9 protein-coding genes, 2 tRNA genes and 3 rRNA genes are annotated in these 13,835 nt (G+C 62.9%); 10 read left to right on the top strand and 4 right to left on the bottom strand.

All coding sequences use genetic code 11. The annotated features are described in order from the left end of the window. The first annotated feature begins 740 nt into the window (after window positions 1-740). The 7 genes from MEBOL_RS15095 to recF all read left to right on the top strand — a co-directional run bounded on the left by MEBOL_RS15095 (window position 741) and on the right by recF (window position 8,739). Window positions 741-2,276 (top strand): 16S ribosomal RNA (locus MEBOL_RS15095). Window positions 2,277-2,460: 184 nt separating this feature from the next. Continuing rightward, window positions 2,461-2,537 (top strand) — tRNA-Ile (locus tag MEBOL_RS15090). 68 nt (window positions 2,538-2,605) lie between these two features. Next, window positions 2,606-2,678: transfer RNA gene (locus MEBOL_RS15085), tRNA-Ala, on the top strand. A 251-nt stretch (window positions 2,679-2,929) separates the two neighbouring features. After that, window positions 2,930-5,896 (top strand): 23S ribosomal RNA (locus MEBOL_RS15080). A gap of 187 nt (window positions 5,897-6,083) precedes the next feature. Next, window positions 6,084-6,200: ribosomal RNA gene (gene rrf / locus MEBOL_RS15075) — 5S ribosomal RNA — on the top strand. The 16S, 23S and 5S rRNA genes sit together here with 2 tRNA genes alongside, the layout of an rRNA operon. Before the next feature lie 152 nt (window positions 6,201-6,352). Next, complete coding sequence (locus MEBOL_RS15070; protein WP_095978085.1) at window positions 6,353-7,570, top strand: hypothetical protein; 1,218 nt, start codon at window positions 6,353-6,355, stop codon at window positions 7,568-7,570. A 47-nt stretch (window positions 7,571-7,617) separates the two neighbouring features. Beyond that, window positions 7,618-8,739, top strand: a complete 1,122-nt coding sequence (gene recF / locus MEBOL_RS15065; RefSeq protein ID WP_095978084.1) for a DNA replication/repair protein RecF — start codon at window positions 7,618-7,620, stop codon at window positions 8,737-8,739. Here recF and MEBOL_RS15060 read toward each other — a convergent pair. The 3 genes from MEBOL_RS15060 to MEBOL_RS15050 are packed head-to-tail and all read right to left on the bottom strand — an operon-like array spanning window position 8,736 to window position 11,279. Further along, window positions 8,736-9,401 (bottom strand): hypothetical protein, encoded by a 666-nt coding sequence (locus MEBOL_RS15060; protein WP_157774978.1) that lies wholly within the window; start codon window positions 9,399-9,401, stop codon window positions 8,736-8,738. The two genes, recF and MEBOL_RS15060, sit on opposite strands and share 4 nt — an antisense overlap. Further along, window positions 9,398-10,957 (bottom strand): AAA family ATPase, encoded by a 1,560-nt coding sequence (locus tag MEBOL_RS15055; RefSeq protein ID WP_095978082.1) that lies wholly within the window; start codon window positions 10,955-10,957, stop codon window positions 9,398-9,400. Before MEBOL_RS15055 ends, MEBOL_RS15060 begins: the two co-directional genes overlap by 4 nt. Window positions 10,958-10,979: 22 nt before the next feature. Next, window positions 10,980-11,279, bottom strand: a complete 300-nt coding sequence (locus tag MEBOL_RS15050) for a YiaA/YiaB family inner membrane protein (protein ID WP_095978081.1) — start codon at window positions 11,277-11,279, stop codon at window positions 10,980-10,982. A 121-nt stretch (window positions 11,280-11,400) separates the two neighbouring features. Here MEBOL_RS15050 and MEBOL_RS15045 point away from each other — a divergent pair, with 121 nt between their 5' ends. Both MEBOL_RS15045 and MEBOL_RS15040 read left to right on the top strand, forming a co-directional pair. Beyond that, window positions 11,401-12,279, top strand: a complete 879-nt coding sequence (locus MEBOL_RS15045) for a LysR family transcriptional regulator (protein WP_095978080.1) — start codon at window positions 11,401-11,403, stop codon at window positions 12,277-12,279. A gap of 80 nt (window positions 12,280-12,359) precedes the next feature. After that, window positions 12,360-12,725 carry a hypothetical protein gene (locus tag MEBOL_RS15040; protein WP_095978079.1) on the top strand — a complete coding sequence of 122 codons (366 nt, stop codon included), beginning with the start codon at window positions 12,360-12,362 and terminating at the stop codon, window positions 12,723-12,725. 4 nt (window positions 12,726-12,729) lie between these two features. On the opposite strand, the gene MEBOL_RS15035 is transcribed toward MEBOL_RS15040, so the two are convergent. After that, window positions 12,730-13,137: a hypothetical protein gene (locus tag MEBOL_RS15035; protein WP_245919780.1), complete on the bottom strand. Its 408-nt coding sequence runs from the start codon at window positions 13,135-13,137 to the stop codon at window positions 12,730-12,732. Between the two features lie 164 nt (window positions 13,138-13,301). Between MEBOL_RS15035 and MEBOL_RS15030 the strand changes: the two genes are divergently transcribed. Continuing rightward, on the top strand, window positions 13,302-13,805 hold the full coding sequence (locus MEBOL_RS15030) for a hypothetical protein (protein WP_245919778.1): 504 nt from the start codon (window positions 13,302-13,304) through the stop codon (window positions 13,803-13,805). The last annotated feature ends 30 nt before the right edge of the window (window positions 13,806-13,835 follow it).

The raw sequence follows: 13,835 nt of genomic DNA, 5'->3' as shown, positions 1-13,835 counted from the left end.
TTGACTCGAAACGCGGTGGTGGTAGAAGCCGCGTCCCCCGAGCGAAGCGGATGTCGCGCAGGCGACAGTCGGCCGGGAGGGGGAAGCACCGGAGTCAACGAAGGGAGTTGACACGGAGGAGGGCGCGGGGCTAGAAGGCGCGCCCCCACGGACGGGAAGGCGAAACCGCACTGGCGGTGGGGACCTCCGGACGCAGCAGGGACAGAGGAAATAAGGCGTCAACGAAACGAAGTTGACTCGAATGGCGGCGGTGATAGAAGCCGCCTCCCGCTGAACCGAAAAGGTCGCACAAGCGACGCTGGACGGGCAGCAGGAAAAACGAGTCGACGAAGCGAGTTGACAGCGGAAGCGGAAAGGCAGTAGGTTCCGCGCCCCTTCGGAAGAAGAAAGCGAAAGCGGACTTCGGGACGAAGCGAAGCGGGGAAGACGAAGTCACAACGGTGACTTGACAGTCGAGCCGGTTCGGAAGTAGAGAAGGCAGCCCGCGCAGCAAGGCGGGACGGCGCCGAAAGGCGAAGCCGACGGTAGCACAGCAGCAGGCCCGCGACAAGCGGTTCGGTCTTTGAAAACCAGATAGCAAGCCCAAAGAAGACAGATTGCGGAAACCGCAGTCAATTCTTGGCAGTAACGGAGTCCGAAGGCGAGTCGGCGAGAGTCGATTGGCAGGACTCCGATGAACAGCGAAGTCAGGCAACCCCTTAGCCGGGACCTGGCCAAGCCGGTTCAACCCTTCAAAAATTCAATTGGAGAGTTTGATCCTGGCTCAGAACGAACGCTGGCGGCGTGCCTAACACATGCAAGTCGAGCGCGAATGGAGCAATCCTAGTAGAGCGGCGCACGGGTGCGTAACACGTGGGTAATCTGCCTAGGTGTCTGGGATAACCAGTCGAAAGATTGGCTAATACCGGATGAGCCCCCGGGAGCTTCGGCTCTTGAGGGAAAAGGTGGCCTCTGTATACAAGCTATCACACCCAGATGAGCCCGCGGCCCATCAGCTAGTTGGCGGGGTAATGGCCCACCAAGGCGACGACGGGTAGCTGGTCTGAGAGGACGATCAGCCACACTGGAACTGAGACACGGTCCAGACTCCTACGGGAGGCAGCAGTGGGGAATTTTGCGCAATGGGCGAAAGCCTGACGCAGCAACGCCGCGTGTGTGATGAAGGTCTTTGGATTGTAAAGCACTTTCGACCGGGACGAAAACCCCCTGGCTAATACTCAGGGGCTTGACGGTACCGGGAGAAGAAGCACCGGCTAACTCTGTGCCAGCAGCCGCGGTAATACAGAGGGTGCAAGCGTTGTTCGGAATTATTGGGCGTAAAGCGCGTGTAGGCGGCTTTGCAAGTCGGATGTGAAAGCCCTCGGCTCAACCGAGGAAGTGCGTTCGAAACTGCAGAGCTTGAGTGCCGGAGAGGGTGGCGGAATTCCCCAAGTAGAGGTGAAATTCGTAGATATGGGGAGGAACACCGGTGGCGAAGGCGGCCACCTGGACGGTGACTGACGCTGAGACGCGAAAGCGTGGGTAGCAAACAGGATTAGATACCCTGGTAGTCCACGCCGTAAACGATGAGAACTAGGTGTCGTGGGTGTTGACCCCCGCGGTGCCGTAGCTAACGCATTAAGTTCTCCGCCTGGGAAGTACGGTCGCAAGACTAAAACTCAAAGGAATTGACGGGGGCCCGCACAAGCGGTGGAGCATGTGGTTTAATTCGACGCAACGCGCAGAACCTTACCTGGTCTTGACATCCTCGGAACCTCTCAGAGATGAGGGGGTGCCCGCAAGGGAACCGAGAGACAGGTGCTGCATGGCTGTCGTCAGCTCGTGTCGTGAGATGTTGGGTTAAGTCCCGCAACGAGCGCAACCCTCGCCTTTAGTTGCCACGCAAGTGGATCTCTAGAGGGACTGCCGGTGTTAAACCGGAGGAAGGTGGGGATGACGTCAAGTCCTCATGGCCTTTATGACCAGGGCTACACACGTGCTACAATGGCCGGTACAAAGCGTTGCCAACTCGCGAGAGGGAGCTAATCGCATAAAACCGGTCTCAGTTCAGATTGGAGTCTGCAACTCGACTCCATGAAGGCGGAATCGCTAGTAATCGCAGATCAGCACGCTGCGGTGAATACGTTCCCGGGCCTTGTACACACCGCCCGTCACACCATGGGAGTCGATTGCTCCAGAAGTCATCTCACCAAGAGGTGCCCAAGGAGTGGTCGGTAACTGGGGTGAAGTCGTAACAAGGTAGCCGTAGGGGAACCTGCGGCTGGATCACCTCCTTTCTAAGGAGACCGGGTACACGGTGAGCGCTTCGGCGCCACAGGGTGTACCAGCCACTTCGGTGGCCGAGGTCGACCAGGTCAACGTTTCTGCAATACTGTCGAGGGCTTGCTGTCTGGTTTTGAGAGGCTGAGCCGAAGGGGCTCGGTTCTTTGAAAGAATTGGACGCTGTGAGGGAAATCCACTGGGCCTATAGCTCAGCTGGCTAGAGCGCGCGCCTGATAAGCGCGAGGTCGGTGGTTCAAGTCCACCTAGGCCCACCAGTCTCCCAAGAGGGGAGGAGGGGTGACGCGAAGACGGCCGGCAAAGTGGGTGCCTACGACACATTACTGGGGCTGTAGCTCAGTTGGGAGAGCGCTAGCTTTGCAAGCTAGATGTCGTCGGTTCGATCCCGTCCAGCTCCACAGGTTGTCCGACATGGAAACACGTCGGAAGCGTTCTTTGACAAGTGCATACGAAGGGTAGAAATCAATTTCTGCTGAGAAGTTCTTGCGTGAAGCGGGAGGCAGTCAGGCTGCGAGAGCGGCCCGGCGGCACGAAGCTCACGCACTCAAGCAAGTGAAGTTTTTCGGGTCCGCGACGAAGAGTCGGGGCCTGGAGCCTGGTCTCGAAACCAAGGAAACCGCCGGGAGGCGGGCTTCTGAGAGATTCAGGTAAGTAAGCTACTAAGGGCGTGCGGTGGATGCCTAGGTGCCAAGAGGCGAAGAAGGACGTGGGTGGCTGCGAAAAGCTCCGGGGAGTTGCCAACCGAACGTTGAGCCGGAGATGTCCGAATGGGGAAACCCAGCGAGGTGAAAGCCTCGTTACCTCGGCCTGAATAAATAGGGCCGAAGGAGCGAACCAGGGGAAGTGAAACATCTCAGTACCCTGAGGAGAAGAAAACAACGAGTGATTCCCAGAGTAGCGGCGAGCGAAATGGGAGGAGCCTAAACCGGTGTCATGAAAATGGCATCGGGGTTGCGGGTCCACGGTAGGACCTTTGTCTGTTAGCGGAACCACCTGGAAAGGTGGACCAGAGAGCGTGATAGTCGCGTACGCGAAAACGGACGGAGGCCGAGTGGGGTACCCAAGTAGGGCGGGACACGTGCAATCCTGCCTGAATCCGCCGGGACCATCCGGTAAGGCTAAATACTCCTTGGCGACCGATAGTGAACTAGTACCGCGAGGGAAAGGTGAAAAGAACCCCAGTGAGGGGAGTCAAAAGAACCTGAAACCGCATGTCTACAAGCAGTCCGAGCACTACGGGGCAACCCAGTGCGAGGGCGTACCTTTTGCATCATGATTCGGCGACTTAATGTACGTAGCGAGGCTAAGCCGATAGGTGGAGCCGGAGCGAAAGCGAGTCCGAAACGGGCGAATGAGTTGCGTGCATTATAACCCGAAGCGGGGTGATCTACACATGGCCAGGTTGAAGTGAGGGTAACACCTCATGGAGGACCGAACTCATGAAAGTTGAAAATTTCTGGGATGAGCTGTGTGTAGGGGTGAAAGGCCAATCAAACTCCGTGATAGCTGGTTCTCCCCGAAAGATATTTAGGTATCGTCTCGAGGAATTCAATACTGGAGGTAGAGCACTGGAACGGCTAGGGGTCTCACCAGATTACCAAACCGTACCAAACTCCGAATGCCAGTACTTGTTATCTCGGGAAGCAGTCAGTGGGTGATAACGTCCATTGGCAAGAGGGGAATAACCCAGACCGACAGCTAAGGCCCCCAAGTCTAGTCTAAGTGAACACTAGAAAGGATGTGGCAGGTCATTGACAACCAGGAGGTTGGCTTAGAAGCAGCCATCCTTTAAAGAAAGCGTAATAGCTCACTGGTCGAGACAGGCCGCGCCGAAAATGTAACGGGGCTCAAGACTAGCGCCGAAGCTTCGGATTGCATGCGTCAGGCGCATGCAGTGGTAGGGGAGCGTTGCAACAGCTGAGAAGCTAGACCGCAAGGGCTGGTGGAGCGGTTGCGAGTGCTGATGCCGAAATGAGTAGCGATAAAGGGGGTGGGAAACCCCCTCGCCGTAAACCCAAGGTTTCCTGGGTCAAGTTAATCTTCCCAGGGTTAGCCGGGACCTAAGCCGAGGCCGAAAGGCGTAGGTGATGGCAAGCAGGTTAATATTCCTGCGCCATCTTGTAGACGTTGAACCGAGGAAGGACGGAGAAAGCTAGGCGAGCTGACCGGTGGTTGTGTCAGTCCAAAGGCGTAGGGGTGTCGCGTACGAATAAAGGCGCGGCAGCTATCCCCGAGACCCCATGGCCCCCCTCACGGGGCAAGTCGCTGATGCTCGGCTTCCAAGAAAAGTTCCGCGGGGAGTCTACAGGGTGTCCGTACCGCAAACCGACACAGGTGGGTGAGGAGAAAATCCTAAGGCGCTTGAGAGAACTCTCCTCCAAGGAACTAGGCAAATTTCCACCGTAACTTCGGAAGAAGGTGGGCCCCTGGTAGGTGTAGGCGTACAGCCGAAGCCCAGAGGGGTTGCAGAGAAATGGCGGTAGCGACTGTTTACCAAAAACACAGGACTCTGCGAAGGCAAGAAGCCGACGTATAGGGTCTGACTCCTGCCCGGTGCTGGAAGGTTAAGGGGATTCGTCAGCCGCAAGGTGAAGCGATGATCCGAAGCCCCAGTAAACGGCGGCCGTAACTATAACGGTCCTAAGGTAGCGAAATTCCTTGTCGGGTAAGTTCCGACCTGCACGAATGGAGTAACGACTTCCGCGCTGTCTCGGAGAGGGACTCAGCGAAATTGAAATAGCTGTGCCGATGCAGTTTACCCGCAGCAAGACGGAAAGACCCCGTGAACCTTTACTACAACTTGACAGTGACACTAGGGTTCGACTGTGTAGGATAGGTGGGAGCCTTTGAAGCCGGGCCGCTAGGTTCGGTGGAGGCAACGGTGAAATACCACCCTGTCGGATTCTGGTGTCTAACCATGCTCCCTTACCGGGAGTTGGAACACTGTCTGGTGGGTAGTTTGACTGGGGCGGTCGCCTCCCAAAACGTAACGGAGGCGCGCGATGGTTCCCTCAGCCCGATTGGAAACCGGGCGGCGAGTGCAATGGCATAAGGGAGCTTGACTGCGAGACGGACACGTCGAGCAGGTGCGAAAGCAGGTCATAGTGATCCGGTGGTCCTGAATGGAAGGGCCATCGCTCAACGGATAAAAGGTACTCCGGGGATAACAGGCTTATCTCCCCCAAGAGTTCACATCGACGGGGAGGTTTGGCACCTCGATGTCGGCTCATCGCATCCTGGGGCTGGAGCAGGTCCCAAGGGTTTGGCTGTTCGCCAATTAAAGCGGTACGCGAGCTGGGTTCAAAACGTCGTGAGACAGTTTGGTCCCTATCTGCTGTGGGCGTAGGATACTTGAGAGGCTCTGACCTTAGTACGAGAGGACCGGGTTGGAGACACCGCTGGTGTACCAGTTGTCTCGCCAGAGGCATCGCTGGGTAGCCATGTGTCGATTGGATAACCGCTGAAAGCATCTAAGCGGGAAACCGACCTCGAGAATAGGTATCCCGGGCGCAAGCCCCAGAAGACCCGTCGAAGACGACGACGTTGATAGGCCGGGTGTGTAAGCGTGGTAACACGTTGAGCTAACCGGTACTAATAGGTCGAGAGGCTTACTTTACCTCAATCTCTTAGGAGCTCCCGTCAGGTTGGGAGGTGTCCGAGGAGTCGAGGCCAGGTTCGAGGCCCCGTGCGCGTCCCCTCCCAGAGGGAGACAAGGCGCCGGGCCCGGAAGACGGCACTTGCGAGCTTCGCAGCCGGAGTTGATTTCCCTACCCTTCGTATGGACTTGAGACGGACACCAGTTTTCCGGTGGCAATGTCGGAGGGGTCCCACCCGTTCCCATCCCGAACACGGAAGTTAAGCCCTCCAGAGCCGATGGTACTCCGCGGGAAACCGCGCGGGAGAGTAGGTCGCTGCCGGATTTTTTTCTCTTGAAGGCCCCGAGCCTCCACCCCACGGTGGTCGCTCGGGGCCTTCTCTTTTGCGGGCTTCTCCCGGGGCTGACCGTTCACTTCGCGCCTCCTTCCCCGTGGGGAGGCGTGTCCGCTCACGTGAACATCCTTAAGATCGCTCCGTGGCTTCTTCTCCGGACAGCTTGCGAGCGCGGCTTGAGGATCGAGCGGATCTGCTCGAAGCCGCTCGTCTGCGCTACCAGGCGCTGCGGCTCATGCTCCGGGCGTTCTTCTGGCAGGAGAAGGTCCGCGCGAACCTCGAACTGCTGAGACAGGTCGCGCTCGATCAGCCCCAGGTGGATGCCACGCTGGAATCGGTCTCGCAGCGCGCCCAGGTGGAGGCCTGGCCGCCCAACTCCTCGTCCATGGTGCTGCTGGCCGAGGTGGTGAAGCTGCGGACGGCTCTCTCCAAGGTGGTGGACAGGCGGCTCAGCGCGAAGGTGAAGCCCGTTCGTCTTGGCGAAGCCTTGCTGCTGCTCGAGGAAGAGGTCTTGCGCGCGGGTCCATTGCTGGGTCGACGCTTGTGGACCCAGGCGGTGGATATCCTGCCCCGCAACCTTCCCGATCTGCGGGCGGCATGTGTGTCCGCGGAAGTCTTCGAGCGCGTGTTCGCTCGCCCCGTTCCGGCGGGGTCCTTGCCCTTTGGCGCGGAGGAGGCGGACGAGGTTCGTCGCGCTTTTCCCCTGTCCGACAAGGCCATGCAGTCCCTCTGGGACAGGGTGGAGCGCTTCGACACCACAGGCAAACTGCGCGCGTATCTGGAGAAGGGGGCGAGACGCGCCCCCATGCATCCACCTCGGAGTGGGCCCGAACTCTTCCTTCACGCGCTCTTTTGGCGGGATCTGGCGCGGTCTCGCCTGCGCGTCCTGCTGGAGAGCCGTGTGTCCCCCCTGATTCCTGGCGAGGAGGAAGGGCCGGAATTGCTGGTGTGGTTGGTGGCCCGCGAGGCTTCGTCCGAAGCCCGGCTGGCGGCATCTCCGCTGTTGAGCGAGGGACGGGCGGGGTTGCTCGAAGTGGCGGCGGAGTTGACCGCCCTGTCTCATTCCCGCCCGGACGGTGCCTGGAACATCGAAGTCGCCTGGGGGCGGCTCTGGGCCGCTGCCCAACGGGCGAAGGCCGAGACCGGGCCCGACATGGAACGGGTGTGCCAGGCCCTGCGTCTCTTCATCCGCCTGCGCGGCCAGGCCGAGACTCCCGCCAGGCTCTTTTCCCGGGGAAGCGAACAACAGCTTTCCCGGCTCGTTCCTCTCTCCACCACGGAGGCGGAGGATCTGCCCGGCCTCGTGCGACAAGCCCGGCAAGTGACCGGGCGGTCCTCCTGGGCGAAGGTTTCGGGCTAGGGCTTTAACCTGGACGCTCACGCGAACGGATGGGAGAAAGGTCTCCCGTGCGCCTGTTGGCACTCCACGTCCAGGACTTCCGCAACCTTGGTCAGGTCTCCCTGTCGCCGAGTCCTCACGCGACCATCGCCGTGGGCCAGAACGGTCAGGGCAAGACGAACCTGCTCGAAGCGCTCTACTTCCTCGCCACGCTCAAGCCCCTGAGAGCGGGACGCCTCTCGGAACTCGTGAGGTGGGGCGCTTCATCGGCACGTGTCTCCGGCCGCTTTCTCCTCAAGGGCGCCGAGCGGGAAATCTCCGTCGAAGTGGCGGGCGGCGTCCGTCAGTCCTTCGTGGATGGCAAGAAGGCCTCCAGCCTGGAGGAGTATTTCGGCGGAGTCTCCGTGGTGGCCTTCACCCCGGATGATCTGGAGGTGGTGAAGGGCGGTCCGGATTCCCGGCGAGGTTTCCTGGATCGAGCCGTGTTCAACCGTTTCCCCTCGTTCTTGCGAGAGAGCCGCGAGTACGGCCGCGCCTTGAAGAACCGCAACCGGTTGCTGCGCACCGGTCCGGTCGAGCCCGCCTATCTGGATGCCTACGACGAGACGCTCGCCCGGGCCGGAGCGCGTGTGTATGCCCGTCGGCGCTCCCTGATGGCCGAGCTGGCTCCTCGTGCCCAGGCAACGTTCGCTTCCATCGGTCGTACGCCAGACCCCGCCGTGTATGGCTATCACCCCGCCCACCTGGGGGAGCTCGACTTCGATGGTGTCGATGAAGCGGCGCTGGCCACGGCGCTTCGAGAAGCCCTCGCGGCCCGCTCCCGAAGGGATATCGATCGCGGTTTCACCTCCGTGGGCCCCCATGTGGACGATGTCTCCGTCACCCTGGGTGGACGCAGCGCTCGGGCCTATGCCAGCCAGGGCCAACAACGCGCCCTCGTGCTCGGCTGGAAGATCGCCGAGATCGAGAACCTCGAGGCCTCCATGGGTTTTCTTCCCTTGTTGCTCCTGGATGATGTCTCGAGTGAGCTGGACCCCGAGCGCAATGCCTATCTGATGAATTACCTGGCGGCGAGTGGGGCCCAGGTCTTCCTCACCACCACGGACGCGGGCCTCGTGCGCAATGCCGCCGCTCAGGACACCCTCTGGATGGGCGTGCGCTCGGGAGAAGTCTCGCTCACCCCTCCCTAGCCTCGACGTGCTCCCGTCCAGAAGGAACTGGGCACGAAGCTCGTGCAGATCATCACGCCCACGAACACACCCAACATTCGTACCGGCTCCGCTTGAGCGCGCGTGAGCAGCCACGGCAGCCCCAGCGCTCCCGCCAGGACCGTCCATCTCGCGGCGGGTGCCTGAATCCTTCGAAGCAACCCCAGCCCCAGTGACGGCTCGAACAAGTGCGCGGCCGACCCTGGCTCCTCGCTCTCGCTCCTCTCCGTTTCCCGCCCGGCCGCCTTCCCCTCCACCGTCATCGCCGCGTTCATTCGCGCCGAGGCCTGGGCCTCGGTGCGCCAGCGCGCCTCGTCATCCGCTCGCTGCTCGGGGGTCTGGAGATCCGCCCCACACGTGACGCAGGCCCGGGTGAAGCGGCTGTTGCTCGTCTGGCACTGGATGCAGCGTGGAAAGCGCTGCTCCCGCTCGGGCATCGCGTCCAACACCAGTGGCGTCTGTCCGTGCAGCTTGAAGCGCTCGAGGTGGGCCTCCGGCACTCCGTGCTCCGGCGACGTCGCGGGGCCGGGGCCCTCCACGGACTCGAAACGGCCCCCATCGTGCAACTCCACCTGACCCTCGCCGTCGGTCTTGTCTCCCCGCGGGCGCTCAAGATGCATGAAGCGGGAGAATCGGGACGTCATGGGCTGCTCCTCGCGGGGCCACCGCCCGAGGCCGGCCGGGTTCGTCCTCGCGCCCACTCGCGCAGCCGCAGGACCTCGTCCCTCAGCGTCACGGCCAGGGGAAACGTCTCCTGGATGGCCCGGTTCAGATGGCGCTGCTCCAACTCCACGTTCTCTCCGAACGCCTCGTAGAGCGCGGCGACCACCACCTGCTCCACTTCCGCTCCACTGAAGTCCACCGCCAGCTCCGCCAGCGCGTTCAAATCATACGCCGCCGGATCCCTCCCTCGCCGCCTCAGGTGGATGCGGAAGATGTCCCGACGCTCGGCCACCTCTGGCAGATCGATGAAGAAGATCTCGTCGAAGCGGCCCTTGCGCAACAGCTCCGGTGGCAGGCCCTCGATGCGGTTGGCCGTGGCCACCACGAACACCGGCGCCGTCTTCTCCTGCAACCACGTGAGCAGCGCCCCGAAGACCCGCGCCGTGACACCCCCGTCCGTCGTCCCCGAGGACGCCACCCCCGACAGGCCCTTCTCCAACTCGTCCACCCACAGCACCACCGGGGCGATGCTCTCCGCCACGTGGATGGCCTTGCGCAGGTTCTCCTCGGACGAGCCCACCAGCCCGCTGAAGATGCGGCCCATGTCCAGCCGCAACAACGGCAGGTTCCAGTGCGCGGCGATCGCCTTCGCCGTCAGGCTCTTTCCACACCCCTGCACGCCCAACATCAACAAGCCTCGCGGCTCGGGCAGGCCGAACTGACGCGCTCGCTCCCCGAACGCCGCCGTGCGCCGGTCCAACCACTGCTTGAGATTGCGCAGCCCTCCCACGTTCCCCAGCTCCTCCGAGGGAGGGTAGTACTCGAGCAGCCCACTCTTGCGGATGACCTGGCGCTTCTCGTCCTGCACCCGGCGGATGTCCTCCACGCTCAGGCGCCCATCATGGGCGATCGCCTTGGCGAACGCGTTCTCCGCCTCCGAGAGCGTCAGCCCCTGCGCCGCCTTGATGAGCTGCTCGGCTTCCTCTCGCGACAGCTCGATGCTCGCCTTGTTGCTCCGGCGCACCACCGCCACGATCTCCTTGAGCAGGTTGAGCAGCTCCTGGAAGCCCGGCAACGGCACGTCCAGCACCGACACTTCCTTCTCCAGCTCCGTGGGAAGTTGCAGCGTCGGCGACAACAGGATGACCGTCGTGAAGGTGCTCTTGAGCGAATGCGCCAGCTCGCGCAGCGCTCGCACCACCAGCTTCTCCTCCAGGTACGGTGGGAAGTCCTTGAGCACCACCAGCGAGGGCTCGGACAGCGCCTCGATGGCGGCGATCGCCTCGAGCGGGTTGCGCGTGTCCTCGGGCAGCGTGGGGCCCCGGCCCGCGCTCATCTGCCGCAACCCCTTCCTCACCGACCACGTGAGCAGCAGCTTGCCGTGCACCCGCGCCCGCTCGCGCAGGATGCTGTCCACCCGGTGCTCCTCCCAGGACACCAGGTAGATCAACGGATAGCGGGCTCGGATGAGCAGATCGAGATCCTCCAGCCACGTCGCGCTGGAGGCGGATGAGGACCGCGCCGGGCCGGATGCCATGCCTCCGGTATACCAGCCCCGTCTACTTGAGAACCACCGGGTCCACCTCGGCCAGCAGCTTGGTCACCCGCGCCTCGTCGATGCGCGCGGTGATGCTCTCCTGCTCGTGCTGGTCGCGCACCGTCTTGGACAGGGTGAACGTGGAGCCCACGCTGAACAACAGCCCCATTCCCAGGAACGCCTTCTGCCAGCCGTCCACCGGCAGGTGCCAGATCCCCACCGTCGTCACTCCCACGGACAGCGCGAAGGACAGCCAGGTCTGGATGATCCAGGCGCCACTGTGGCCCTGCTTCACGGCGGAATGATGGGGAGAGCGGGACATGGTGAACCTCGTTCGGATGGCGCGTCCCGGAAGGGGACCGCGCGTGGACGAAACATAACATGTCTCAACCCATCGTAAACCGCATGGAACGAAGGGCTCGGTGTTCGATAAGCTGGAGTGTATGATTCAGCTCCAGCGTCTCGAGGGCTTCTACTGGGTCGCGCGCTGCGAGGGGTATGCCCGTGCGGCTCGCGCGTTCCCGTACCCCATCACCCAGCCAGGGGTGCACCAGCAGATCAAACGGCTGGAGTCCGAATTGGGTGTGCGCCTCTTCGAGCGCGTAGGTAAGGACCGCGTCGTGCTCACCCCCCAGGGCCGCGTGCTCTACGACGCCGTGGCTCCCTTCTACGAGGGTCTGCCCGCCCTGGAGCGCTCCCTGCGCACCGGTGACGTGGGCGGCCGGTTGCGCATCCATGCCTCCGGACACGTGCTCCGCCACCTGCTGCCCCCCTGGCTGCGCAGCCTGCGCTCCCAACGGCCCGATATCGAGGTCGCCCTCTTCGAAGCCAAGGTGCCCGCCATGGCCCTCGTGCGCTCGGGCGAGACGGATCTCCTCGTGGATCACCTGCCCGAGGTGCCGCCCGATCTCGACACACGGCAGGTGGGCAAGACGCGCGTCTTCCTCGTCTTCCCCTCCCGGCCTCGCTCCCCGATCCGGGGCCTCGTCAGCCCCGTCCCCTTCCGCGACGAGCTCTTCATCACCTACAGCTCCGACCCCCACCTGCGGGACTTGCAGCTCGCGGCGCTCGCCCACTTCGGCATCGTGCCCCGCCGCATGTACGCGGCCGATTCCTCGGAGACCATCCTCGGCTTCGTGGCCGCCGGGCTTGGCTACTCGCTCCTGGCCTCGCATGAACCGCGCGGTCCCAAGGTCCCTGGCGTCACGGCCCTGCCCCTCACCGAGCCCGCCCGCGAATTCCCCCTCTATGTCGCGTGGCGTCGCTCCCCCCAACGCAACCCCCTCATCGAGGCCCTGCTCGCGCTCGCTCCCAAGCCCTGACGCGCTCCGTCACGCGCGGCGAGGTGTCTGGCCATCGCCTTGCAACAAGCCCTTCCCGACACTGTGCGTAGGAGGGGGGCATGGCCATGAAGGGGACGCTGAGGGGACTCGGGGTGCTGTGGCTGGTCGTGAGCGGAAGCGCCTTCGCCACGGAGTCCAAATGCGCGGGCAACCGGGTCGAGCGAGGGGGAAGCACCCAGTACACCGTGCGCAGCTCGGGGGAGACGATCTCCATCGTGCGCATGGGCGATACCCAGGGCAGGGCGGTCAAGCAGGCGCAGGGGCACGCCATCGAGGTGGGCGGGGACACCGTGGCCACCCTGCAAGACGGTCACATCTACAGGGGTGAGACGCGCTGGGCCTCCGTGAACGAGGCGCAGCGCGTCTACGACTGCCCGGAGCCCATCGCCGCCACCCTCTGGGTGCTCGAGCGCACGGGCCGGTAGGGCATCAACGCCGGCGCCCGCGGATGTGACGCGAGGTGGTCCCCCCGGGGCCGGCTTCCTGGGGAATGTGCTGGAAGAAGGCGAAGCGGAACTCCGCCCACAGCACCAGGTAGGCCACTCCGAAGAGCGACGTGGCCACCACCCACCACCAGGACACCGAGAAGGCCAGGCTCACCAGCGCCGACACCAGGCAGACCGCCCCGATGCCCAGGGCGAGATCCCGGCGCCGGGGGCTCTCGGTCATCGCGAAGCCCATGGAGACGACCGACAGCACCAGCAACAGCGCCGCCAGCCAGACCGCCTCCCGAGCGTAGAGAAGGGCAATCGACAACAGGAACAATCCCAATCCAAACAGTCCCAGTCCGCCGTCCATGGGCGCCTCCTCCTCGTTCAGGGGGTTCACGGGGTTCACGTCTCAACATCCGCATCCGTCCTCCCCCCTTGGAACACCCGGTGCGGCGGGCGCCCGGTCCGCCTGCCCGCCCTCCAGTTGTTTTCAGGAATCAACCTTTCCTCCCCCTAGGGAACTCACCCCGCGGAATGTGGGTGCCTACTGTCGCCCCAATGAAGCCGGGCGTGATTCGCTACATCGGGGTGTTGGGGTCCTTGTTCGTGCTCGCGGGTTGTCACCGCGGCGTCCGTTTCGAGAACCATGTGGTGTCCAAGGAGGGTGTCCGCTACCGGCTCGGTGCCCTGCCTCCGGGCTGGGAGCGCGTGAAGCTGCCCGGCAATGACGTGGCCTGGTTCATCGAGGACACCGGCCATGCCTTGTCCGTGAACGCCACCTGCCGCGAGCACGAGGACGCCCCGCTGGATGTGCTCACCCACCACCTTCTCGAGGGATTCACCGAGCGGCAGGCAGTCTTCCACCGCCTGGAGGTCGTCGACGAGCGCGAGGCGTTGCGCTCGCACTACCTGGCCAAGCTGGATGGCGTTCCCGTGGAGTTGATGCTGCTGGTGCTCAAGAAGGACCGCTGCGTGTTCGACTTCTCCTATGTCTCGCCCCTGGGGCGTCTGGACAGCCACCTCGCCGAGCTGGACGCCATGGTGCTCGGATTCCACTCCGAGGAAGCCTCATGAGCACGGATGCCCAGCTGACCCAGCCTCCCG

Origin of the sequence: Melittangium boletus DSM 14713, from assembly GCF_002305855.1 — a bacterium.
Taxonomy (GTDB): Bacteria; Myxococcota; Myxococcia; order Myxococcales; family Myxococcaceae; genus Cystobacter; species Cystobacter boletus.
This window is presented reverse-complemented; position numbering and strand designations above follow the sequence as displayed.